The organism is Sphingomonas sp., from assembly GCF_041661885.1.
Taxonomy (GTDB): Bacteria; Pseudomonadota; Alphaproteobacteria; order Sphingomonadales; family Sphingomonadaceae; genus Sphingomonas.
Window position 1 is genome coordinate 81,471 of the sequence record NZ_JBAZTL010000007.1, and the last position, 20,131, is coordinate 101,601.

The window sequence follows — 20,131 nt, forward strand, 5'->3', positions numbered from 1 at the left end:
TGCGTCGCTGCAAGTTTTACGCGCTGTTTATTGCGCAGCCGACCGTTCGTGTGCGCCATTTCGAGGTGAAGCGCTCCCCTGCGCAGGAAGCATGTCGTGCAGGAAGGCAACGGCGTCGCTCAAGACCGGCGAGCGCGCTCGAAACGGCAAAGACAGCGCCATGACGATCGCTTCGTGCGTTTGATCGGGGTAATTGCGGACGGCAACGGGGGCATGAAGCGCCCGCAATGCCGCCGCCAGACGGAGCGCGTTGCGGGGCCGTACCGTCGTGTCGGCTGTGCCCGTGACCAGCAACATCGGTGGCGCGTCGGCGCGGGCGAAATGGATCGGCTGTGTCATCGCCGGGTTTGCAACCCCCTTGAACGCCGCGCGCGCCCGGTCCGAGGTCCACGGATAAAAATCATAGGGGCCACATAGCGGAACCGCCGCGCGCACGATCGCCGGGTCAACGCCTTCGGCGGCCAGCCAGCGGCGATCGAGCGTCAGCATCGCAACGGTATAGGCCCCCGCCGAATGCCCCGACAGCGCGATACGCGCCGGGTCCCCGCCAAAATCGGCGATATGGTCGCGCGTCCATTGCACCGCCTGCGCGCCGTCCTGCAGCATTGCGGGGAAGCGGATTGCGGGAACCTTGCGATAATCGGGCACGACCACGACGAACCCGGCGCGCGCAAAGGCGCGTGCGGCAAAGGCATAAGCGGCGCGGTTGCCATCAACCCAGCCACCGCCATACCAGAAGATCACGACGGGGCGCGGGCCCGCACCGCCCTCGGTCGGTCGCCATATGTCGAGCGTCTGGCCGTGGCTTCCGAAGGGAATCGCCGTGCCGGGGCGCGAAACGCCGCGCCCGCCACCCGCCAACGCATCGAGCAGGCTGAGGATGCCCGGCGGGGACACGAATATGGCAACCGCCGCGGCGACCGCGCCGATTGCCAACACCGCGCCGAGCAGCCAGCGTTTCACCCTACATACCGGGCGGTGGTTTTCGCGGCGATGTCGTCGGCGGAAACGCCGGGGGCCATCTCGATCAGTTTGAACGGCGATTGATGGTCGGGTCGCTGGAACACGGCGAGATCGGTGATAATCATATCGACGACATTCTTGCCCGTCAGCGGCAAAGTGCAGGCGGGGATGAATTTCGGATCGCCATTTTTGGAGGTGTGCTCCATCACCACGATGATCTTCTTGACGCCCGCGACCAGGTCCATCGCGCCGCCCATGCCTTTTATCATCTTGCCCGGGATCATCCAGTTGGCGATGTCGCCATTTTCCGCGACTTCCATCGCGCCGAGCACGGTCAGGTCGATATGGCCGCCACGGATCATCGCGAAGCTGTCGGATGAACTGAAATAGGCGCTTTGGGGCAATTCGCTGATGGTTTGCTTTCCGGCATTGATAAGGTCTGCATCCTCTTCACCGGCAAGCGGGAAGGGGCCGATGCCCAGCATACCGTTTTCGGATTGGAGCGTAACCTCGACTCCAGCAGGAATGTGATTGGCGACCAGGGTCGGGATTCCGATGCCGAGGTTGACGTAAAACCCGTCCTGCAATTCGCGTGCGGCGCGCGCCGCCATTTCATCCCGAGTCCAGGCCATTATTTCTCTCCAGTAGCAGGCGGCGTCCAACGCGTGTCGGCGGGGAAGACATCGTCAAATCCCCCCTTCAGCGCGGTGCCGTAAACGGGGTTGGGAAAAGCGAACCAGCCCGCGCCGAATTTGGCGGCGATGCGCCCGTCCAATACGGCTGCGCGACGGGCGGCGGGCGACAGGCCGCTGTTGAACAAATCGCTGAAATCGCCAAGCTGATCGCCACCCATTGCGAGGACGCAATAGCGCGCCGCGATCGTGGCGCGGCGGCCGTCCTTGCGGCTACCCGCCGCGTCGTCGCCCGAAAGATACAGCGTTTCGCCGTGAAGCGCGGGGCCAAGGCCGGCCCCTTCGATCGTCATCCGGGTCGCATCGGCATTGGCGGCGGCGCGGTTGGTATTGAAGATCACCGTCACGCCCAGCTTCCGCAGCGCCGCGAGCGCGGTTATTGCCCCCGGCTGCGCGGCGACCTTGCTGCCGCCAGTGCGTTCCCAGGCATCCCAGAGTTTCGCGCTGTACGGCGCGGGGTGCAACGCATCGTTGGCCTCGAAGCCAAGGTTGAGCAGCACGGTTTCATCCACGTCGAACACCGCAGCCTTGGGTTTGGTGCCGCATGGGACCCATTTGGGATCGGCCAGCGTGGCATCGGCGGCGAGAACGGCAGAGTCGGTGGGGGGCGCCGCGACTTGTTGCGCGACGAACGAAACCAGCCCGCGCCACGCTTGCGCCGCTTGTGCCGCCGCTTCACCCGAGCCGTAAAGATATTGCATGGCCGGGGGGACCGAAGCGACCGGTGGCGTCGGCGCGCCACGCGGCACCGTCGCGCAGCCCGCAAGCGCCACGGCAAGCGCTACCGGTATGCCTCGTCGGCTGGTGGAAGCGGCCTCCGCCAAAACGGTCACGCCGCCTCGCGGACGGTGCGGAATTCGATCTTCTTGTCGTATGGCGCGCCAAGGATAAGCCGCTGGACGTAAATTCCCGGCAAATGAATGCCATCGGGGTCGAGCGTGCCTACGGGTACGATTTCCTCGACCTCGGCGACACACACCTTGCCTGCCGTCGCCATTGGCTGATTGAAGTTGCGCGCGGTCTTACGGAAAATCAAATTGCCGCTTTCATCGGCCTTCCAGCCCTTGATGATGGCAAGGTCGGCGCGGATACCGCGTTCGAGGATATAGTCTTCGCCGTCGAAGCTCTTCACTTCCTTGCCTTCGGCGACAAGCGTGCCGACGCCGGTCTTGGTGTAGAAGCCGGGAATGCCCGCACCGCCAGCGCGGCACCGCTCGGCCAGCGTGCCTTGCGGGCAGAATTCCACCTCCAGCTCGCCCGACAGATATTGCCGCTCAAACTCCTTATTCTCGCCGACATAAGACGAGATCATCTTCTTCACCTGGCGCGTGCGCAGCAATTTGCCGAGGCCCTCGCCGTCGATACCGGCATTGTTGCTGGCAATCGTCAGGTCCTTGGTTCCGGCATCGCGGATCGCGTCGATCAACCGCTCGGGAATGCCGCACAGGCCGAATCCGCCTGCGCAGATCGTCATTCCATCGTGAAGTACCCCCTCCAGGGCAGCGGCGGCGTCGGGGTAAAGCTTGCGCATCGGCGGGGCCTTTCAATTTTTTCGGGTCGATTAGGGCTGGCGAGGCCAAGCGGTCAAGTGACCGGCGACGCGGCCTAGATCTGCGCTCCGAAGACATGCCCGATCCCGGCCGTAACCGCCATTGCGAGCGCACCCCAGAACAGGACGCGCAGCGCGCCCTTCCACAGGCTCGCCCCGCCGACATGGGCGCCCGCTGCCCCGAGCGCGGCCAGCAGGAACAACGTCGCGACGACCACCGCCTCGATCAGCGCGGTGCCGCGGAACAGGAAGGCCATCAGCACCGGGAAAATCGCGCCGACCGCAAAACTTGCGGCGGAAGCAAGCGCAGCCTGTACCGGGCGTGCTTCGATCGCTTCGTGAATGCCGAGTTCGTCGCGCATGTGCGCACCCAGGGCATCGTGCGCCATCAATTGTTCGGCGACCTGCATCGCCAGCGCCTTGTCGAGCCCGCGTTGGCGATAGATTGCCGCCAATTCGTTGGTTTCGGCTTTGGGGTCGTCCTGCAATTCCGCCGCTTCGCGCGCGCGGTCGGCCGCTTCGGTATCGGCCTGCGAGCTGACCGATACATATTCGCCCGCCGCCATCGACATCGCACCCGCCACCAGCCCGGCGATACCGGTGGCGAGGATCGCGCTCTGGCTTTGCACGGCGGCGGCGGCGACGCCGACGATCAAGCTCGCGGTCGACAGCAAGCCGTCATTCGCGCCGAGAACCGCCGCGCGCAGCCAGCCGATCCGCTGAACCACATGTCTTTCGCCGTGCCTAATCATGCTCCGGGGCCTAGCCCGGCGCGACGCGGCGCGCCAGCGGCAATCCCGATCCGGTAGGGCAGAATTGGGTGTTGACTACGAACGTAAACGATACGATTACGGTTGTAGTCAATACGGAGTCGAGTCGAATGGCCGAGCGGATCAGCGATGCCGAACACGCGGTGATGGAAGTGTTGTGGGACGAAAGCCCGCTTACCGCGCAGGACGTGGCGGAGCGCATTCCGACCACGCGGGACTGGACCGCCAATACCGTCAAGACCCTGCTCGGGCGATTGCTCGCCAAGAATATCATTGCGCATGAGGAAGATGGCAGGCGCTATCGCTATCGTCCGCTGGTGCAACGCGAAGATTATGTCGCGGGCGAATCGCGCAAGCTGATGGACCGCCTGTTCGGCGGCAAACTGAGCCCGCTGGTCGCGCACCTCGCCGAACGCGACCAACTCACCGCACAGGACATTGCCGAGATCGAGGCGTTGCTGAAGGAGCTGAAGGCATGATCGGCTGGCTCATCGAGGGGTTGATCGCATCGACCGTTTTGATGGTGGCGGTGCTGCTGCTGCGCGCGCCGGTGCGCAAGCTGTTCGGCGCCGATATCGCTTATGCCTTGTGGCTGTTGCCGGCGCTCCGGCTGGTTTTGCCGCCGCTTCCTGCCGCATGGCACGAAGCGGCGGTTGCCCCCATCCTGCGCGCAAGCGAGCAAGTGACCATCCTGTTCGTTGATCCGATCGGCGAAAGCGCGGCCGCCCCCGCATCGGCTTTTTGGGGATCGCTCCTGCCGCCGCTGCTGGCTGCCATTTGGATCGCAGGCGCGATCGGATTTCTGGTCTGGAACGGTTTGCGGCACTTTCGCTTCTGCCGTCACCTGCTCGATCAAACTGCCGCCGCGGAGGATGTCGGCGGGGTACGCGTGATCGAAACCGCGGCGGCGAGCGGTCCGCTCGCCTTCGGGATCGTGCGGCGCTACGTCGCCTTCCCGCGCGATTTCGCGGAGCGCTACGAACCCGAGGAGCGTGATCTCGCGCTGGCGCATGAGCTTGGCCACCATGCACGCGGCGACTTGATCGCCAATTGGGTCGCATTGGTGGTGCTCGCGCTGCACTGGTTCAATCCCATCGCCTGGCGCGCCTTCCGCGCGTTTCGTGCCGACCAGGAAATTGCCAACGACGCGCGGGTGCTTGCCGGCATGAGCCCGATGCGCCGCCACACTTATGCTTGCGCGATCCTGAAGGCCGCGCACCCGACCTTTTTGGGCGGTGCGGTTTCGGCGACGTGCCACCTTAACACCATCGATGATTTGAAAGGGAGATTGAGGATGTTGACGACCAACAAGATTTCGCCGGTTCGCGTGATAAGCGGCGCAGGTGCGCTGTCGCTGCTGCTGGCCGCAGGGCTGGGGCTGACCGCGTCGGGCACCGCTGCCGCCGCCAAGGTGCGCGCTTCGGTTGAAAGCGCGACCGGTGTCGATCTAGCACGCCTCGACCAATCATCGGCACCGCCCGCTCCGGCTGCCGCTCCCGAGCAACCATCACCCGTCGCTATTCCTGCGCCGCCCGTGGCCCCGGCTCCGCCGCGCACCACCACGACGGCCACCACCGATACGACGACGACCATCTCCGATGACGGCAAGACCCATCACAAGGTCATTCGGGTCATCCGGCGCGACAAGGACGGCAAGGTGACGCTGGACAATATCTCCGGGCTGGAAACCATTCCCGAAATCTCCACCACGGATTGCAAACCTGAGGGCGACCAACGGCAAATGGTTCTGCACCGTGAAAAAGACGGCAAGAAAATCATCATCATTTGCTCGAACCGTATTGAAAAGGTCGCTGCCGAGGGCGCGGCAATCGCGGCCAACAGCAAGGATATCGAGCGCAAGGCCTATGCCGGGGCGCTGACCGGCTTGCGCGCGGCGCGCGAAAAGATGCTGCGGTCGCCCGAAATGGGGGCCGAGGCACGCGCGCAAGCCGTGGCAGGGATCGACACCGCCATCGCTGAGATCGAAGCGGACATCGCCAAAGTGCAATAACCACGCCGGGTCGCGCGGGCTTGCGTCCGCCCGCGCGACCCGCCATCTCCATAGGATGAGCGAGCAATCTCCCGGTGTGCCCGAGCAACTCGAGCCCCTTGTCGCGCGTTTGCTCGCCCCCAATCCGTCGCCCTTCACCCACACCGGCACGCAGGTGCATTTGGTCGGTACCGCCGACGTCGCGGTGATTGATCCTGGCCCCGATACGCCCGACCATATCGACGCGATCATGCGGGCGATCGACGGGCGCCCGCTACGGGCGATCCTTCTGACGCACACGCACCGCGATCATAGCCCCGGTTCGCGCCCGCTCGCGGCGGTGACCGGTGCGCCGATTGTGGGATGCGCACCACTCGCGCTTGATGATGAGGGCATTCGTAGCGATGCTTCGTTTGACCGGGATTATGTGGCAGACCGTATCCTGGCGGAGGGCGATTTCGTGGCGGGGGATGGCTGGACGCTGACGGCGCTTGCCACACCCGGCCACACCTCCAATCACCTTGCCTTCGCGCTGCCCGAGAGCCGGGCGCTGTTCACCGGCGATCATGTCATGGGTTGGTCGACCAGCATCGTCTCGCCGCCCGATGGCGACATGGCCGCCTATATGGCGAGCCTCGAGAAACTGATGCACCGCGACGACCGCATCTATTACCCCGCGCATGGCGATCCCGTTGTCAATCCGCAGCGGCTGGTGCGGGGAATGCTCGGGCATCGTAAGCAACGCGAGGGGCAAATCCTGCGGTTGCTCCGCACCGGCCCCGCCACGATCAGCACGATGGTCGAGCGGATGTATGTCGGGATCGACCGTCGCTTGTTTCCCGCCGCCGAGCGTTCGGTCCTGGCGCATTTGATCGATCTGGCGCAGCGCGGTGAAGTCTCTGCCGAGGGGGATGTGTGGAGCGTGACGGGATGACCTTTGTCGGCAAATTTGCAGCAGCGCTGGCGCTGATTGCGGTGTTCATTCTGGGATTGGTGTGGGGCATCGGCGCGATGGTCGAGCACAAGCTCGCGGGCCCCGATCCCGTAACCATCGCCAGCGGGTCGCTGCAGGGGCTGCGCGAGCAGAACCGCCTGTCGGCCTTCGCGGCGCGGTTCGTCGCGGTGTCGACATCGACGCAGACGCAATTCGGCTTGCAGGCCAAGAAGACGCTCATCATGCCGGGGACGGTTGAATATCACGTCGATATGGCAAAATTGTCCGCCCGGGACGTAACCTGGGACGCCAGGACGCGGACGCTCGGCGTCGTCTTGCCTGCGGTGGAGGCATCGGCGCCGCAAATCGATCTCACCCAGATCCGTGAATATGGCGAAGGCGGGATTTTGTCGAAGATCACCGATGCCGACGCCCGGCTTGAAGCCGCGGACCGCGCCGCCGGGCAAAGCGAGCTGGTTCGTCAGGCGCATGAAGCGGTGCCCATTCGCCTTGCCCGTGATGCCACGCGCCGCGCGGTGGAGCGGAGCTTCGCGCTGCCGCTCAAGGCGGCCGGTGTTGATGCGATCGTAAAGGTGCGCTTTGCCGACGAAGGGCGCGACGCGAGCGAAGTGTGGGATACAACCAAATCCATCGCCGAGGTGCTGGCAAACCGGCAATAGCGCGTCGCGCGGTTCCTTAATCGCTCCTTCAATGGTATGATACCGTAGCGATTCGGTTTCGTCGGGGGGCGGGCATGGCATCTTTAGCGGAACCACATCCGATTGTTGCAAAAGACGATCGGTTCTTTTTCGTCACCTCGCTGATTATGGCGGCGATTGTCGTCGCGGGGTTTTCGTTGATGATCGTTACCGGGCGCTCCAGCTTCGCCTCGCCGCCGATTGTCCATGCCCATGCCGTGGTTTTCATGGGCTGGGTGGTGTTGTACGTGACGCAGAATGCGCTGGTCGCGCGAGGCTCGATCACGCTGCATCGGCGGCTGGGATGGATCGGTGCGGGCTGGATCGTCGCGATGGTCGTGCTCGGCACGGTGGTGACGGTGCGCCTCGTGCGGCTGGGCCATGCGCCCTTCTTCTTCCCGCCGGCTCTGTTCCTGGTGCTGAATCCCGTATCGATCCTGACTTTCGCCGGTTTGACGGCGGCGGCGATCGTGCGGCGGCGGCAGACGGAGTGGCACCGACGGCTCCATTTCTCGGGGATGGCGCTGTTGCTGGGCCCGGCATACGGGCGGTTGCTGCCGATGCCGTTTCTGATCCCTTATGCCTATGAGGTTGATTTTCTGGCGGTGTTGATCTTCCCCGTCATCGGTATCATCGCTGATCTGCGCCGTAGCGGCAAAGTGCATCCCGCCTGGTGGTGGGGCCTCGGCACGATCGTTGGATCGACATTGCTGGTCGAAGCGATCGCCTACAGTCCCGTCGGCACCGCGCTGTATCACGCGGCGACGGCGGGTTCTCCGGGGGCGTCAGTCGCCCCGCTTGCCTATCCGCCATTCCCGCCACTCTCTTGATCGGGCGGCCCCGCGCGTCCATGTGAAGCCGGTAAACGCGGGAGCATGGTGATGGACGCACGTGGTGGTATCGGCGGAAGCCTGACGGGTCTCGATTTGAGAGCCGAGATCGACCGACTGCGCAAGGACCGCAACGCCGTAATCCTCGCGCATTATTACCAAAAACCCGAAATTCAGGATCTGGCCGATTTCGTCGGCGACAGCCTCGATCTGTCCAAGAAGGCTACTGCCACCGATGCCGATGTTATCGCCTTTTGCGGCGTGCGCTTCATGGCGGAAACCGCCAAAATCCTCAGCCCCGACAAGATCGTCGTGCTGCCCGACATGGATGCCGGGTGCAGTCTTGAGGATAGCTGCCCGCCCGATCAGTTCGCCGCCTTCCGCGCCGCACACCCCGATCATATCGCGCTGACCTACATCAATTGCTCGACCGAGGTGAAGGCGCTGAGCGACGTGATCGTCACGTCTTCATCGGCGGAGAAGATCCTGAGCCAGATCCCGCTCGACCAGAAGATCATCTTCGGGCCCGACAAGAACCTTGGTGGGTATCTGGCGCGCAAGACCGGGCGCGAAATGCTGTTGTGGCCGGGCGTGTGCATCGTGCACGAGGCGTTCAGCGAAACCGAATTGCTCAAGCTGCAATTGCAGCACCCCGGCGCGCCGGTCGCGGCGCACCCCGAATGCCCGCCCTACATTCTCGATCATGCCGATTATGTCGGGTCGACCAGCGGCATTCTTGCCTTTGCCGATGCGATGGCGGGCGACACGCTGATCGTCGCGACCGAGCCGCACATCATTCACCAGATGGAGAAAGCGGCGCCGCTCAAGACCTTTATCGGCGCGCCGGGCGCAGACGGCAATTGCAACTGCAATGTCTGCCCGTACATGGCGCTGAACACGCTGGAAAAACTCTATCTCGCGTTGCGCGACCTGACCCCGCGCGTGGAAATCGAGGAGGGGCTGCGGCTCCGGGCCAAGAAGAGCCTCGATGCGATGCTCGCGATGGCCAGCGGGACGGTCGGGCAGGGCGATCTTGGTCCGATCAAGGCATGACCTTTCAGCTCGACCGTTTCGACCTTGCGGGCTTCGTGCAAGCCACGCTCGCCGAGGATTTGGGGCCGGGCGGGGACATTACCTCTGCCGCCGTCATCCCGGCGGATGCGCGTTTTACCGGGGTGATGGACAGCCGTGATGCCATCGTCGTCGCCGGGCTGCCGATCGCCGAGGCCTTCTTCCGAGCGCTTGACCCCGATGTGGAGATCGAGCGGCTGGTCGAGGACGGGCAGAGCGTGCCGGCTGGGACCGATGTGCTGCGGTTGCACGGGTTCGCCCGCGCGATGCTGACGGCGGAACGATCGGCGCTCAACACGGTGCAGCATCTCTCGGGCATCGCGACGATGACGCGCGCTTATGTCGATGCGATTGCGGGCACTGGCGCCACGCTGCTCGACACGCGCAAGACCATTCCCGGCCTGCGCGCGCTGGAGAAATATGCGACGCGGATGGGTGGGGCGACCAATCATCGCATGGGCCTGTGGGATGCCGCGATGATAAAGGACAATCACGTTGCGGTGGCGGGCGGGGTCGGCCCGGCAGTCGCACGCGCGAAAGCGGCGGGAATCGTGCGGATCATCGTCGAGGTGGATGCGCTCGACCAGATCGAACCGGCGTTGGCAGCAGGGGCGACGCATCTGTTGCTCGATAATATGGACGTGCCGACGCTGCGCACGGCGGTAACGCAGGTTGCGGCGCGCGTACCGACCGAAGCTTCGGGTGGGGTGCGGCTCGACACGATCCGCGCGATTGCGGAAACCGGCGTGACCTATGTCAGCGTCGGGCGCTTGACGCAATCGGCTCCGGCAGCCGATATCGGGCTGGATTTTACAGCAGCATAAAGGGCGGACGATGCGGATTTACCTGGCGATCGGATGCGGGGCGCTGGCGATGCTGCCGGTCGCGGCGAATGCGCAAAGCCTGCAATGCACCGTTCCCGCAACGTTGCCGCGTCCACACCCCGATGTCGCTTCAGCCAGTCAGCCGCAACGGTTGCGTCCGATTACCGGCTACACGCTCGCGCTGACCTGGGCCCCGGAATATTGCCACAAGAATTTCCGCGATCCCTCCGCCAAGTTCCAGTGCCAAAGCGGCAATCGCTTCGGCTTTACGCTGCACGGCCTGTGGCCGGACGGGGTGGGCAAGGAGTGGCCGCAATATTGCACCGCCACCGCGTTGTTGCCGACGACGCTCATCAAGCAGCATGTCTGCTCGACTCCCTCGCCGCAATTGCTTCAGCATGAATGGGCCAAGCACGGCACCTGCATGGGCACCACGCCCGATGCCTATTTCAGCAAATCGACCGGCCTTTATGCCAAGCTGCGTTACCCCGATATGGATGCGCTGTCGCGCACTCCGCTCAACGCCGGGCAGTTGGCCGAGGCGATTGCGGCGGCCAATCCCGGCGTTCCGGCCAAGGCCGTACGCGTCACCGTCAATGACCGGGGATGGCTGGACGAGCTGTGGCTGTGTCTCGACAAACGCTTTGCCTATACGCGCTGTGAGGCGGGCTCTGGCGGCGTCGCCGACAATGCGACGGTGAAAATCTGGCGGGGAAAGCGCTGAGCACTACCCCGGAGAAGCACCATCAGCCGTTGATAACGGCAGTCGATGGATGGTGCTTGTCCAGGTGGCGCTTGATGATTTTCAGGTTGCGCGTGTTCGAACGAAACAGGAAATCGGGAACCGCGCCTACCACGGGGATCAGCCCCAGCAGAAAATCGATCCCGACATTGCCGAACATCCGCGCCATCTGCAGCTTGGACATGCCGAGGTTGCGCGCCTCCCACACCATCCACGCGCCCATCGCGGCACCGATCGCGTCACCACCGATCGGGATCAGGTCAAGAATCACGTCGAGCCCGATCTTGCGGTTGAGCAGCGGGACCGTGAACAGCCCTTCGAGCAAATGCTCCATCGCCTCGATCCGCTTGCGCACCGCCGCCGGATCGCGCCCGGCATAGCTGGAGGCGAGGGCGCCGAGGGGCGGGGGGCTCATGCGCGTGGTGGTGTTGGCCATGTCATCTCAATTGGTGTCGCTGCGGAGATGATTCAACGGGTGCCACGCCCGCGAGTTCCCGGTCCACGCCTTCAATCGCACGCTGACCAGCGACCAGCGTAGCGGACGGGCGATCGGGATGAAGGCGACATCGTTGGCGAGTGCCGCGTCAGCCGCCGCGATTTGTTGCGCGCGCATCCGTGGCGAGTCCGCATCGCGGGCGGCGTCGATGGCGGTTTGCGCGGCTTCGCTGCAAGGCTGGCAAGCGGTTGCGACGTACCAGCGACCGCTGTCATAGGGCGCGACCTCGTCGATCAGGCGCAGGTCCGCCGGGGCATTGGCGGCAACCCGTTCGGGCACGATGCCAAGCGAGACCAACGCCGCGCCGACATAACCGTAGAGCAACGTAGCGCCCGGACCATCGGGCAAGGCGATCCGCAGCCGGACCTCGCCTGGATGCGCGCCTTTCCACTGCGCGATGCGGGCCGTGGGACTCGGGTCTGTGTCGGCGGCGGGTTGGGCCCAATCCGGGACCGCAGGCGGCGCGGCGGAATCGAGCTGCTCGGGCAGCAATTGCGAGATCACCGCCCAATCGGATGAAATGGCCGTGGTGAAGGCGGCGCGGTCGATCGCGCGGGCGATCACCGCGCGATTGGCGGGGTCGGCAAGGACGCCGTCGCGATTTACGATCGCAAGCCCGAACAGCCCGGCAGCCGGATCCATGCGGCGGTTGAGCGGTGCCACCTGGCTGAGCGCCACCAAGGGCCAATCGGTAAAGGTTCCCCCCGTGACGAGTTGTGCCTCACGCCGTTCGAAGCGGACGATCGCGCGCGCCGCCCGTTCCCCAATCAGATGGATATTGGCAGCGGCGGGCGGTTCGACCACTTCGTCGTCGGGGCTGCGCGCTGGATCGAACGCCGGGCGGAGCAGAATGCCGCGCCCGCGCTGGGCCGTGGCGCGGAACGGGCCGCTGCCACTGGGAGGCCGCGCTCGAAAGATCGCGAGTTCGGGCTGGGCGAACAGCTTGAGCAGATCGGGACGTGGGCGTTTCAGGCGGATTTCGATCACTTCCGGCGTCATTTCCACGATCTCGTCGATCGCGGTCAAATAGGGACGCAGGATGTTGCGGGAATTGCTCGCGATTTGATGGCGTAGCACCTTGACCACGTCTGCGGCGGCCACGCGCTCGCCGTCATTCCACTCGCCGTCGCGCAGGCGGAAGATATAGCTTTTACCCTGGTCGATCACGCTCCAGCGCTCGGCGATGCCGGGTTCGATCTGGCCGCTTGCATCGAAGCGTACCAGGCCTTGCGCGGTCGAATCGAGCATCACCCGTGCGGGTGTGTCGAGCACCCCGCGCGCCGGATCGACGAGCGCCGGGGCACCTCCGATCGCGCTGACGGTGACTGGCCCGTCATCGGCACGCGGGCCGCAACCGGCAAGCAGGGTTAGCGCGGCAACCTCGATGATACGGCGCATTGATCGGTGCGGGTGGCGGTGTGTCATCCCTGCCATTGTGCCACCCCGCAGCCGCTGGTGCCACCCAGCTCATGCGCTTCCTTTGCGCTGGATTGCGGATTCGGGCGAGTCTTTAGATATTAAATGGTGCGGACGGCGGGACTCGAACCCGCACACCCTGAGGGCGAGGGATTTTAAGTCCCGTGCGTCTACCAATTTCGCCACGTCCGCTTGAATGACGTTCCAAGCGTACCGTGACCGCTGCGTCAAGTCGCTTAGACGTTGAGGCGCGCGCGCATTTCCTTGCCCGGCTTGAAATAGGGGACGCGCTTGGCGTCCACATCGACCAATTCGCCGGTACGTGGGTTGCGCCCGGTGCGCGCATCGCGTGCGCGGGTGGAAAAGGCACCAAAACCGCGCAATTCGACACGGCCTCCCACGGCCAGCCGTTTGGTGATTTCATCGAAAAAGGTAGTAACCAGCGCCTCGATGTCGCGCAGCGACAGATCGGGATTTTCGGCTGCCAATATTTGTACCAGTTCTGATCGGATCATCGCGTCGTTTCCTTGCCGCCGCAGCCTGGTTCCAATCGAATGAAGTGGCCGCTTCGGACTTTATTTATCGTAAGTCTATGGGAAACGATAGACACGAAACGACGTAAAAAGACAGGACGGGGCTACTCCATTTGGATGAATAGCCCCGTCCTTTGGCCTTACTTCTTGCTGTCGGCCCCTTGCGCCTTGAGCGCGGCGCCGAGGATGTCGCCCAGCGACGCACCCGAGTCGGACGAGCCATACTGCGCCACGGCCTGCTTCTCTTCGGAGATCTGCATCGCCTTGATCGAGAAGGTCGGCTTCTTCGAACGATCGAAACCGGTCACCATCGCATCGAACTTCTGGCCGGTCTGGAACCGCTCCGGACGCTGCTCGTCGCGATCGCGGCCGAGATCGGTGCGCTTGATGAAGCCGGTCGCGCCGTCGTCGCCAACCTGCACTTCGAGGCCCGCATCGCGGACTTCGAGCACGGTGACCGTGACGATGGCGTTCTTGCTCAGGCCCGACGAAGCGTTGCCGCCCGCTGCTGCTACACCGGCTGCCGGAGCACCACGCTCAAGCTGCTTCATGCCAAGCGAAATGCGCTCCTTCTCAGCATCGATGTCGAGCACGATCGCCTGAACGACCTCACCCTTGCGATGCAGGTTGAGCGCGTCTTCGCCCGACACGCCCCAGGCGATGTCCGACATGTGGACCATGCCGTCGACATCGTTGTCGAGGCCGATGAACAGGCCGAATTCGGTCGCGTTCTTGACTTCGCCTTCAACGGTCGAACCAATCGGATGCGCTTCGGCGAAGGCCTCCCACGGGTTGCTGATCGCCTGCTTGAGGCCAAGCGAAATACGGCGCTTGTCGGGATCGACTTCGATGACGACAACGTCGACTTCCTGCGAGGTCGAAACGATCTTGCCGGGATGGACGTTCTTCTTGGTCCAGGACATTTCGGACACGTGGACCAGGCCTTCGATGCCCGGCTCGAGCTCGACGAACGCACCATATTCGGTGATGTTCGTAACGCGGCCCGACAGCTTCGCGCCGACCGGATACTTGGCGGCGGCGCCTTCCCACGGATCGCTCTCGAGCTGCTTCATGCCGAGCGAGATGCGCTGGGTGTCCTTGTTGATGCGGATGATCTGAACGCGGACGGTATCGCCGATGTTCAGCACTTCCGACGGATGGCCGACGCGCTTGTAGCTGAGGTCGGTGACGTGCAGCAGGCCGTCAATGCCGCCCAGGTCAACGAACGCACCGTAATCGGTGATGTTCTTCACGACGCCGTCGATGATCTGGCCTTCAGCGAGGCTGAGGATCAGGCCCGAACGCTGCTCGGCGCGGGTTTCTTCGAGGATCGCGCGACGCGACACGACGATGTTGCCGCGCTTGCGGTCCATCTTCAGGATCTGGAACGGCTGCGGGATGTCCATCAGCGGGGTGACATCGCGCACGGGGCGGATGTCGACCTGCGAACCCGGCAGGAAGGCCACGGCACCGTTGAGGTCAACGGTGAAACCGCCCTTGACGCGACCGAAGATAACACCCTCAACGCGGGCGGTCTTGGCGAATTCGGTTTCGAGCGTGTCCCAGGCGGCTTCGCGGCGGGCGCGGTCGCGCGACAGCATCGCTTCGCCGTGGACGTTCTCGACGCGGTCAACGAACACTTCGACTTCATCGCCGACCTTCAGGTCAGCCTTCTGGCCCGGCATCGCGAACTCGCGCAGCGGCACGCGGCCCTCCGACTTCAAGCCGACATCGATGACGGCGAGGTCGTTCTCGATCGCGGTAACGGTGCCCTTGACGACGCGACCTTCGAAGCTGTCGGCACCGCCGAGAGTCATTTCGAGCAGGGCGGCGAAATCGTCGCGAGTTGGGTTTGCCTGAGTGGCCATAAAGTGTTGTATTCCTAAATCATGTTCCGGCCAGCCGGTTGTCTCCGGCGGTCTTGGCCTATGGTGTCGGGCTGGCCGTATGCGCAACCCGACATCCGTCGATCGGAGGGTAGGGAGGGACAAGTCGCGCGAATGCGAAAAGGGCGCGAGAGGACATGCCTGTCGCGCCAGCCTCCGTGAACACCGCTCACCGGACGATCGCGCTATAGCGCAGGATGCCATTGCGGGCAAGCCGTAGCGCGGCGTTGAAGGCGCGGTGCCAATGTCTATACCAACGCTAGAAAGATCAAGGGAAGAACGCGATGCGGAATTACCGGTTGGCGATTGGGATGGGCGCGTTGCTAATGATCGGTGGCAGCGCCGTCGCGCAGCTCGCCGATGACCCGCTGACCCGGCCGATTGCCCCCGACTATGCCGCGCGTTGGCTGGCACCGCAGCCGCCCGCGCGCATTTATGGCAACACCTATCTGGTCGGCTTTCGCAAGATGAACGTCGCGCTGATCGATACCGGCGCCGGGCTGATCCTGATCGATGCCGCGCTACCACAATCGGTTGCCGCGGTTGAGGCCAATATCCGCACGCTCGGTTTCAAGCTGCGCGACGTGAAGTTCATCCTCAGCACCGAGCCGCATTATGACCATGCCGGTGGATTGGCCGCGCTGGCGCGCGACAGTGGCGCGACACTTGTGGCCAGTGCGCCAGCCGCCAAAGCGCTTCGGCAAGGGCATAGCGATGCCGATGATCCGCAATTCGGCCAGTTACCCGATCTGCCTGCCGTTACCGGCCCGCTGCGCATTGTGCGCGATGGCGAGGTGATCCGGCTCGGCAAGGTCAGCGTAACCGCAGTGGTGACGCCCGGCCATACCGCCGGGAGCATGAGTTGGCGGTGGCGCTCCTGCGAAAACGGGCGCTGCCTGAACATGGTGTTCGCCTCCAGCATCAATCCGGTTTCGGTCGAAGGCTATCGCTTCTCCGATCCGGCGCACCATGCAATTGTCACCACGTTCCGGAGCACGATTGCCCGGGTCGGCGCGTTGCCCTGCGATATTTTGTTCACCGCGCATCCTGACAATGCGGGTGGCGACGTTACCTTTGCGCGCTTCGAGCAGCACCCGACGCCCAATCCGTTTATCGATTCCGCAGCCTGTCGAAAACTGAGTGCCAGCTACACAAGCATCGTCGACGAAAGGTTGGCCAAGGAAACCAAGCCTGCCGTCGTGCAGTAAGCACGAGCGGAGGTGGGGTGCAATACGCAAGCCTATTGGTGAGTGCACCCAACTCAAGTTTTGGTGGGCCGCACACAGCTTACCCGCTCCACCGAAGGTTTCCGGGTGGCGCTTCAACCCGGGAATAATCGCAGTTTCGCCACTATCGTCATCAAACCCCACAAAGCCAGTAGGCCTATTTTGGGTGGCCGCTAAATCCAGGGGAGGTTTAGCCGGTAGTTAGAAAACGGTATGAACAATAAACCGAATCGGTTTGGTTCATTATTTTGTCCGTTTGGAGCCGAGCTGCTGGATAAATGTTTTAAGGCAGCGTGTGGGCACCATTTTGAGCTTGCTCTAACGATACAGTGTTCCATTCTACGCGCTCGCGGCAATGAGTCGTGAAGATCAAAAAGGAAGTGGACGCTATGCTGAAGCTCAAGGTCACATTATTTACTGTTCTCGCTGTTTCGGTGCTGGGGGTATCCCAAATTGCTTCAGCACAAACAAATGCTGCCAAGCTTGCAGCCGCGCGAGCATGTGATGGAAACCAATGGAGCCTAAAAGGTTACGATAGCTACAAGGACTGTATCGCCGACTACATCGCTTATTATCCGGATCTTCCGCCGGGCCAGGGGACGGAATTGTGAAGCGCGCAGGTCGTTTTGGTGCCTGCGTCCGGATTTAGCGTTTAGGCTAAACCTTTCTCCGAGGTTCTCGCCTCAACGATGGCGATCGCGCGTTGCACGCTGGCTTCGATCGAGAGGAAGCTGGTGTCGAGCAAGGCCGCATCGTTGGCGGGAACCAGCGGGGCGTTGGACCGTGTCGAATCGCGCAGGTCGCGTGCGCGAATGTCCGCCAGCACCTTGTCGAGGCTGATCGTCGAGCCGTGCGCGCGCAGTTCCGCATGGCGGCGCTTGGCGCGGATGTTGGGGGTGGCGCGGATGAACAGCTTGGCGTCGGCGTCGGGGGCGATCACCGTGCCGATGTCCCGCCCGTCGAGCACTGCGCCGCCGGGCTGATAGGCGAAGCGCTTTTGCCGGTGGAACAACGCAGCACGCACCAGCGGATGCGCCGACACGATCGAAGCGAGCGAACCGATCGCGTCGCTGCGCAAGATCGGATCATCGAGCAGGGCATCGTCGAAATCGCACGCGGCGACCGCATCGGCCTCGATCGAACCGTCGAGTTCCAGCCGCGCGACATTCGCCGCAACCGCGCGATACAGCAGCCCGGTGTCGAGATGCGGCAAGCCATAATGGTGGGCCAGCGCGCGTGCGATCGTGCCCTTGCCGGACGCGGCAGGTCCATCGACGGCAATAATCATCGGCGAAAACTCAAAATACGAACCAATCCAAGAAGAGCTATCGCGGCCCAGGCCAGTTCAAGGGCGAGCGCGGGGAGGTTGTAGTTCACCATCAGCGACACCGCCAGCAGCGATGCACCGAGAAAGTTCAACCCGTTCGACAACAGGTTCGGCGCGGCATTGCGCAATGTCTGATAGGCAAAACCGGCAAGGATGGTCAGCGCGCCCACGAAACCAAGGATATCGGCGCTACGCGAATCGATCATTCCGCGCCGCCCTGCAAGTGCGCGATCTGGGCGAAAAAGGCGGGGTAGCTGGTCGCGACCGGGCTCGCATCGTCTAGCGTGACGCCTGTGCGGCAATTGAGCGCCGCCACCGCCATGCTCATCGCGATGCGGTGATCGAGCACGGTCGCCACCGTGCCGCCGCCGGGGAGCGGATCGCCGCCGCTGCCGTCGATAATCATGCCATCCTCGACCTCTTCGACGCGCGCGCCGATCGTGGAGAGCGCCGCCGCCATCGCGGCGATGCGGTCCGATTCCTTGACGCGCAATTCGTCGGCCCCGCGCGCAATCGTCCGCCCCGAGGCGAAAGCGGCAGCGACGAACAGCACGGGATATTCGTCGATCATGCTCGGCGCGAGATCGGGCGGGATTTCGATGCCGGTAAGCGCGGCATGGCGCACGCGCAGGTCCGCGACCGGCTCGCCGCCAACCTCGCGCCGGTCGCGTTCCTCGATGCTGGCGCCCATCATGCGCAGCGCGGTGAACAGGCCGGCGCGGGTGGGGTTGAGGCCGACATTTTCGACGACGATGTCCGAGCCCGGCACGATCGTCGCCGCGACGACCAGGAAGGCGGCGGAGGAGGGGTCGCCCGGCACGACGATCTGTTGGGGGACAAGTTCGGCTTCCCCGGTGATCGAGATGATGCGCCCCTGCGGCGATGGTTCCACCGTTACATTTGCGCCGAAGCCGCGCAGCATCCGCTCGCTATGGTCGCGCGTCGCCACGGGTTCGATCACGCGGGTGATGCCCGGTGTGTTGAGCCCGGCCAGCAGCACCGCCGACTTCACTTGCGCCGAGGCAACAGGCAGCGTGTAGGTGATCGGAATGGCGGGGCAGATCCCGCGCAGCATCAGCGGCAGACGTCCGCCCGGGCTCGCGGTAAATTCCGCGCCCATTTGCGATAGCGGCGTGATAACGCGCCCCATCGGACGCTTCGACAGCGAGGCATCGCCAATAAAGGTGGCGATGATCGGATGGCTGGCGACCAGCCCCATCAACAGCCGCGTCGATGTACCCGAATTGCCCATCTCGATCGCGTTCGCAGGCTGCAACAGGCCCCCGACACCGACGCCATCGATCGTCCACACGCCATCATCACCCCGGACGATGCTTGCGCCCATCGCGCGCAGCGCGGCGGCGGTGGCGAGGACATCCTCGCCTTCCAGCAGGCCGGTCACCCGGCTGGTGCCGACCGCGAGTGCCGAAAACATCAGCGAACGGTGGCTGATCGATTTGTCGCCCGGCACGCGAACGCGGCCGGTGAGCGGACCGGAGGGTTTGATTTCAAGCGGAGCGGGTGTAGGATGTGCCATCGGCCCCGCGCTTTGACAGTGCGCTTGCGCTATGGCAAGGCGCGCCCCACTTTGCGGCGTCGCGGTCGCAAAATCTCATTTTCATCTTGAAGAAGGTCAACTCGGCATATGATCCAGCCGGAATGGGGCACGAAACGTACCTGCCCGAAATGCGCCACTCGCTTTTATGATCTGGGCAAGGACGATCCCGTCACGTGCATCAATTGCGGTGCGCATTGGGAGCCGGAGCCGATCCTGAAATCGAAGCAGCCGCTGCCGTTCGAGCAAGCCAAGCCCGAGCTGATCAAGAAGGACGACGATCTCGCTGGTGATGACGAGGATCTGGACACCGGTGAAGACGAGGAGCCCTCGCCTGATGACGAGGTCGATCTCGGCGGTGACGACGATCTCGGCGTGGAAGCGCCGACCAGTGACGACGATCATTGATTTTCGGGCGTAATCGATGATTTTTTTGGCAAGCGGCGCATTGGCCGCTTGCCAAGGGCGCGCCGCCTCGGTAGGGGCGACGCCTTCCCGCTGAAGGTCCGGTTTTACGGACCTTCGAAAACGCGATGGGGCCGTAGCTCAGCTGGGAGAGCGCTGCAATGGCATTGCAGAGGTCAGGGGTTCGATCCCCCTCGGCTCCACCATATTTCGCAAGAGCGTGT

Annotated in this window: 23 protein-coding genes and 2 tRNA genes; 12 read left to right on the plus strand and 13 right to left on the minus strand. The window is 63.7% G+C overall.

The window, feature by feature from the left end:
• Positions 1–27 precede the first annotated feature (27 nt).
• From WC704_RS14030 to WC704_RS14050, 5 genes are all read right to left on the minus strand, one after another.
• Positions 28–963, minus strand: coding sequence for an alpha/beta hydrolase (locus WC704_RS14030; protein WP_372890905.1), 936 nt, complete (start codon positions 961–963; stop codon positions 28–30).
• On the minus strand, positions 960–1,595 hold the full coding sequence (locus WC704_RS14035; RefSeq protein ID WP_372890907.1) for a CoA transferase subunit B: 636 nt from the start codon (positions 1,593–1,595) through the stop codon (positions 960–962). The genes WC704_RS14030 and WC704_RS14035 overlap by 4 nt, the downstream gene beginning before the upstream one ends.
• Positions 1,595–2,488: an HAD family acid phosphatase gene (locus WC704_RS14040; protein ID WP_372890909.1), complete on the minus strand. Its 894-nt coding sequence runs from the start codon at positions 2,486–2,488 to the stop codon at positions 1,595–1,597. Before WC704_RS14040 ends, WC704_RS14035 begins: the two co-directional genes overlap by 1 nt.
• Entirely contained in the window at positions 2,485–3,186 is a 702-nt protein-coding gene (locus WC704_RS14045; protein ID WP_372890911.1) for a CoA transferase subunit A, read from the minus strand. Before WC704_RS14045 ends, WC704_RS14040 begins: the two co-directional genes overlap by 4 nt.
• A gap of 74 nt (positions 3,187–3,260) precedes the next feature.
• On the minus strand, positions 3,261–3,956 hold the full coding sequence (locus WC704_RS14050; RefSeq protein ID WP_372890913.1) for a VIT family protein: 696 nt from the start codon (positions 3,954–3,956) through the stop codon (positions 3,261–3,263).
• 128 nt (positions 3,957–4,084) lie between these two features.
• Here WC704_RS14050 and WC704_RS14055 point away from each other — a divergent pair, with 128 nt between their 5' ends.
• The 8 genes from WC704_RS14055 (at position 4,085) to WC704_RS14090 (ending at position 11,045) form a co-directional block, all read left to right on the plus strand.
• Entirely contained in the window at positions 4,085–4,453 is a 369-nt protein-coding gene (locus WC704_RS14055) for a BlaI/MecI/CopY family transcriptional regulator (RefSeq protein ID WP_372890915.1), read from the plus strand.
• Positions 4,450–5,985 carry a M56 family metallopeptidase gene (locus tag WC704_RS14060; protein ID WP_372890917.1) on the plus strand — a complete coding sequence of 512 codons (1,536 nt, stop codon included), beginning with the start codon at positions 4,450–4,452 and terminating at the stop codon, positions 5,983–5,985. Before WC704_RS14055 ends, WC704_RS14060 begins: the two co-directional genes overlap by 4 nt.
• 55 nt (positions 5,986–6,040) lie before the next feature.
• Positions 6,041–6,898: an MBL fold metallo-hydrolase gene (locus WC704_RS14065; RefSeq protein WP_372890919.1), complete on the plus strand. Its 858-nt coding sequence runs from the start codon at positions 6,041–6,043 to the stop codon at positions 6,896–6,898.
• Positions 6,895–7,578, plus strand: coding sequence for a DUF4230 domain-containing protein (locus tag WC704_RS14070; RefSeq protein WP_372890921.1), 684 nt, complete (start codon positions 6,895–6,897; stop codon positions 7,576–7,578). Before WC704_RS14065 ends, WC704_RS14070 begins: the two co-directional genes overlap by 4 nt.
• Positions 7,579–7,652: 74 nt before the next feature.
• On the plus strand, positions 7,653–8,426 hold the full coding sequence (locus WC704_RS14075; protein WP_372890923.1) for a hypothetical protein: 774 nt from the start codon (positions 7,653–7,655) through the stop codon (positions 8,424–8,426).
• A 51-nt stretch (positions 8,427–8,477) separates the two neighbouring features.
• On the plus strand, positions 8,478–9,479 hold the full coding sequence (nadA, locus tag WC704_RS14080) for a quinolinate synthase NadA (RefSeq protein ID WP_372890925.1): 1,002 nt from the start codon (positions 8,478–8,480) through the stop codon (positions 9,477–9,479).
• Positions 9,476–10,321: a carboxylating nicotinate-nucleotide diphosphorylase gene (gene nadC, locus WC704_RS14085; RefSeq protein ID WP_372890927.1), complete on the plus strand. Its 846-nt coding sequence runs from the start codon at positions 9,476–9,478 to the stop codon at positions 10,319–10,321. The genes nadA and nadC overlap by 4 nt, the downstream gene beginning before the upstream one ends.
• Before the next feature lie 10 nt (positions 10,322–10,331).
• A complete protein-coding gene (locus WC704_RS14090) occupies positions 10,332–11,045 on the plus strand; it encodes a ribonuclease T (RefSeq protein WP_372890929.1) in 714 nt (237 codons plus the stop codon).
• A gap of 22 nt (positions 11,046–11,067) precedes the next feature.
• Here WC704_RS14090 and WC704_RS14095 read toward each other — a convergent pair whose 3' ends face one another.
• From WC704_RS14095 to rpsA, 5 genes are all read right to left on the minus strand, one after another.
• Positions 11,068–11,478 carry a DUF4112 domain-containing protein gene (locus tag WC704_RS14095; RefSeq protein ID WP_372891282.1) on the minus strand — a complete coding sequence of 137 codons (411 nt, stop codon included), beginning with the start codon at positions 11,476–11,478 and terminating at the stop codon, positions 11,068–11,070.
• A 27-nt stretch (positions 11,479–11,505) separates the two neighbouring features.
• Positions 11,506–12,957 carry an ABC transporter substrate-binding protein gene (locus WC704_RS14100; protein ID WP_372890931.1) on the minus strand — a complete coding sequence of 484 codons (1,452 nt, stop codon included), beginning with the start codon at positions 12,955–12,957 and terminating at the stop codon, positions 11,506–11,508.
• Positions 12,958–13,081: 124 nt separating this feature from the next.
• Positions 13,082–13,167: transfer RNA gene (locus WC704_RS14105), tRNA-Leu, on the minus strand.
• A 44-nt stretch (positions 13,168–13,211) separates the two neighbouring features.
• A complete protein-coding gene (locus WC704_RS14110) occupies positions 13,212–13,490 on the minus strand; it encodes an integration host factor subunit beta (protein WP_372890933.1) in 279 nt (92 codons plus the stop codon).
• 158 nt (positions 13,491–13,648) lie between these two features.
• On the minus strand, positions 13,649–15,376 hold the full coding sequence (rpsA, locus tag WC704_RS14115; RefSeq protein ID WP_372890935.1) for a 30S ribosomal protein S1: 1,728 nt from the start codon (positions 15,374–15,376) through the stop codon (positions 13,649–13,651).
• 329 nt (positions 15,377–15,705) lie between these two features.
• Here rpsA and bla point away from each other — a divergent pair, with 329 nt between their 5' ends.
• Entirely contained in the window at positions 15,706–16,602 is an 897-nt protein-coding gene (gene bla, locus WC704_RS14120) for a subclass B3 metallo-beta-lactamase (RefSeq protein WP_372890937.1), read from the plus strand.
• 380 nt (positions 16,603–16,982) lie between these two features.
• Entirely contained in the window at positions 16,983–17,231 is a 249-nt protein-coding gene (locus tag WC704_RS14125) for a hypothetical protein (protein WP_372890939.1), read from the plus strand.
• 41 nt (positions 17,232–17,272) lie between these two features.
• Here the strand turns inward: WC704_RS14125 and cmk are convergent, their stop codons facing one another.
• The 3 genes from cmk to aroA are packed head-to-tail and all read right to left on the minus strand — an operon-like array spanning position 17,273 to position 19,484.
• Positions 17,273–17,908, minus strand: a complete 636-nt coding sequence (cmk, locus tag WC704_RS14130) for a (d)CMP kinase (RefSeq protein ID WP_372890941.1) — start codon at positions 17,906–17,908, stop codon at positions 17,273–17,275.
• Positions 17,905–18,153, minus strand: coding sequence for a hypothetical protein (locus WC704_RS14135; protein WP_372890943.1), 249 nt, complete (start codon positions 18,151–18,153; stop codon positions 17,905–17,907). Before WC704_RS14135 ends, cmk begins: the two co-directional genes overlap by 4 nt.
• Positions 18,150–19,484: a 3-phosphoshikimate 1-carboxyvinyltransferase gene (aroA, locus tag WC704_RS14140; RefSeq protein WP_372890945.1), complete on the minus strand. Its 1,335-nt coding sequence runs from the start codon at positions 19,482–19,484 to the stop codon at positions 18,150–18,152. The genes WC704_RS14135 and aroA overlap by 4 nt, the downstream gene beginning before the upstream one ends.
• Positions 19,485–19,592: 108 nt before the next feature.
• On the opposite strand from aroA, the gene WC704_RS14145 reads away from it, so the two are divergent.
• Together WC704_RS14145 and WC704_RS14150 are read left to right on the plus strand one after the other, a co-directional pair.
• Positions 19,593–19,910, plus strand: coding sequence for a TIGR02300 family protein (locus WC704_RS14145; protein ID WP_126847345.1), 318 nt, complete (start codon positions 19,593–19,595; stop codon positions 19,908–19,910).
• Positions 19,911–20,037: 127 nt separating this feature from the next.
• Positions 20,038–20,113 (plus strand) — tRNA-Ala (locus WC704_RS14150).
• Positions 20,114–20,131 lie beyond the last annotated feature (18 nt).

Bases quoted from the DNA above. Each gene is read 5' to 3' on its own strand.
- WC704_RS14100 (WP_372890931.1), bottom strand. From the start codon at position 12,957: ATGCGCCGTATCATCGAGGTTGCCGCGCTAACCCTGCTTGCCGGTTGC.
- WC704_RS14045 (WP_372890911.1), bottom strand. From the start codon at position 3,186: ATGCGCAAGCTTTACCCCGACGCCGCCGCTGCCCTGGAGGGGGTACTT.
- WC704_RS14060 (WP_372890917.1), top strand. From the start codon at position 4,450: ATGATCGGCTGGCTCATCGAGGGGTTGATCGCATCGACCGTTTTGATG.
- cmk (WP_372890941.1), bottom strand. From the start codon at position 17,908: ATGATTATTGCCGTCGATGGACCTGCCGCGTCCGGCAAGGGCACGATC.
- aroA (WP_372890945.1), bottom strand. From the start codon at position 19,484: ATGGCACATCCTACACCCGCTCCGCTTGAAATCAAACCCTCCGGTCCG.
- WC704_RS14090 (WP_372890929.1), top strand. From the start codon at position 10,332: ATGCGGATTTACCTGGCGATCGGATGCGGGGCGCTGGCGATGCTGCCG.
- WC704_RS14110 (WP_372890933.1), bottom strand. From the start codon at position 13,490: ATGATCCGATCAGAACTGGTACAAATATTGGCAGCCGAAAATCCCGAT.
- WC704_RS14050 (WP_372890913.1), bottom strand. From the start codon at position 3,956: ATGATTAGGCACGGCGAAAGACATGTGGTTCAGCGGATCGGCTGGCTG.
- WC704_RS14035 (WP_372890907.1), bottom strand. From the start codon at position 1,595: ATGGCCTGGACTCGGGATGAAATGGCGGCGCGCGCCGCACGCGAATTG.
- bla (WP_372890937.1), top strand. From the start codon at position 15,706: ATGGGCGCGTTGCTAATGATCGGTGGCAGCGCCGTCGCGCAGCTCGCC.
- WC704_RS14075 (WP_372890923.1), top strand. From the start codon at position 7,653: ATGGCATCTTTAGCGGAACCACATCCGATTGTTGCAAAAGACGATCGG.
- WC704_RS14145 (WP_126847345.1), top strand. From the start codon at position 19,593: ATGATCCAGCCGGAATGGGGCACGAAACGTACCTGCCCGAAATGCGCC.
- WC704_RS14055 (WP_372890915.1), top strand. From the start codon at position 4,085: ATGGCCGAGCGGATCAGCGATGCCGAACACGCGGTGATGGAAGTGTTG.
- nadC (WP_372890927.1), top strand. From the start codon at position 9,476: ATGACCTTTCAGCTCGACCGTTTCGACCTTGCGGGCTTCGTGCAAGCC.
- WC704_RS14070 (WP_372890921.1), top strand. From the start codon at position 6,895: ATGACCTTTGTCGGCAAATTTGCAGCAGCGCTGGCGCTGATTGCGGTG.
- nadA (WP_372890925.1), top strand. From the start codon at position 8,478: ATGGACGCACGTGGTGGTATCGGCGGAAGCCTGACGGGTCTCGATTTG.
- WC704_RS14065 (WP_372890919.1), top strand. From the start codon at position 6,041: ATGAGCGAGCAATCTCCCGGTGTGCCCGAGCAACTCGAGCCCCTTGTC.
- rpsA (WP_372890935.1), bottom strand. From the start codon at position 15,376: ATGGCCACTCAGGCAAACCCAACTCGCGACGATTTCGCCGCCCTGCTC.
- WC704_RS14135 (WP_372890943.1), bottom strand. From the start codon at position 18,153: ATGATCGATTCGCGTAGCGCCGATATCCTTGGTTTCGTGGGCGCGCTG.
- WC704_RS14095 (WP_372891282.1), bottom strand. From the start codon at position 11,478: ATGAGCCCCCCGCCCCTCGGCGCCCTCGCCTCCAGCTATGCCGGGCGC.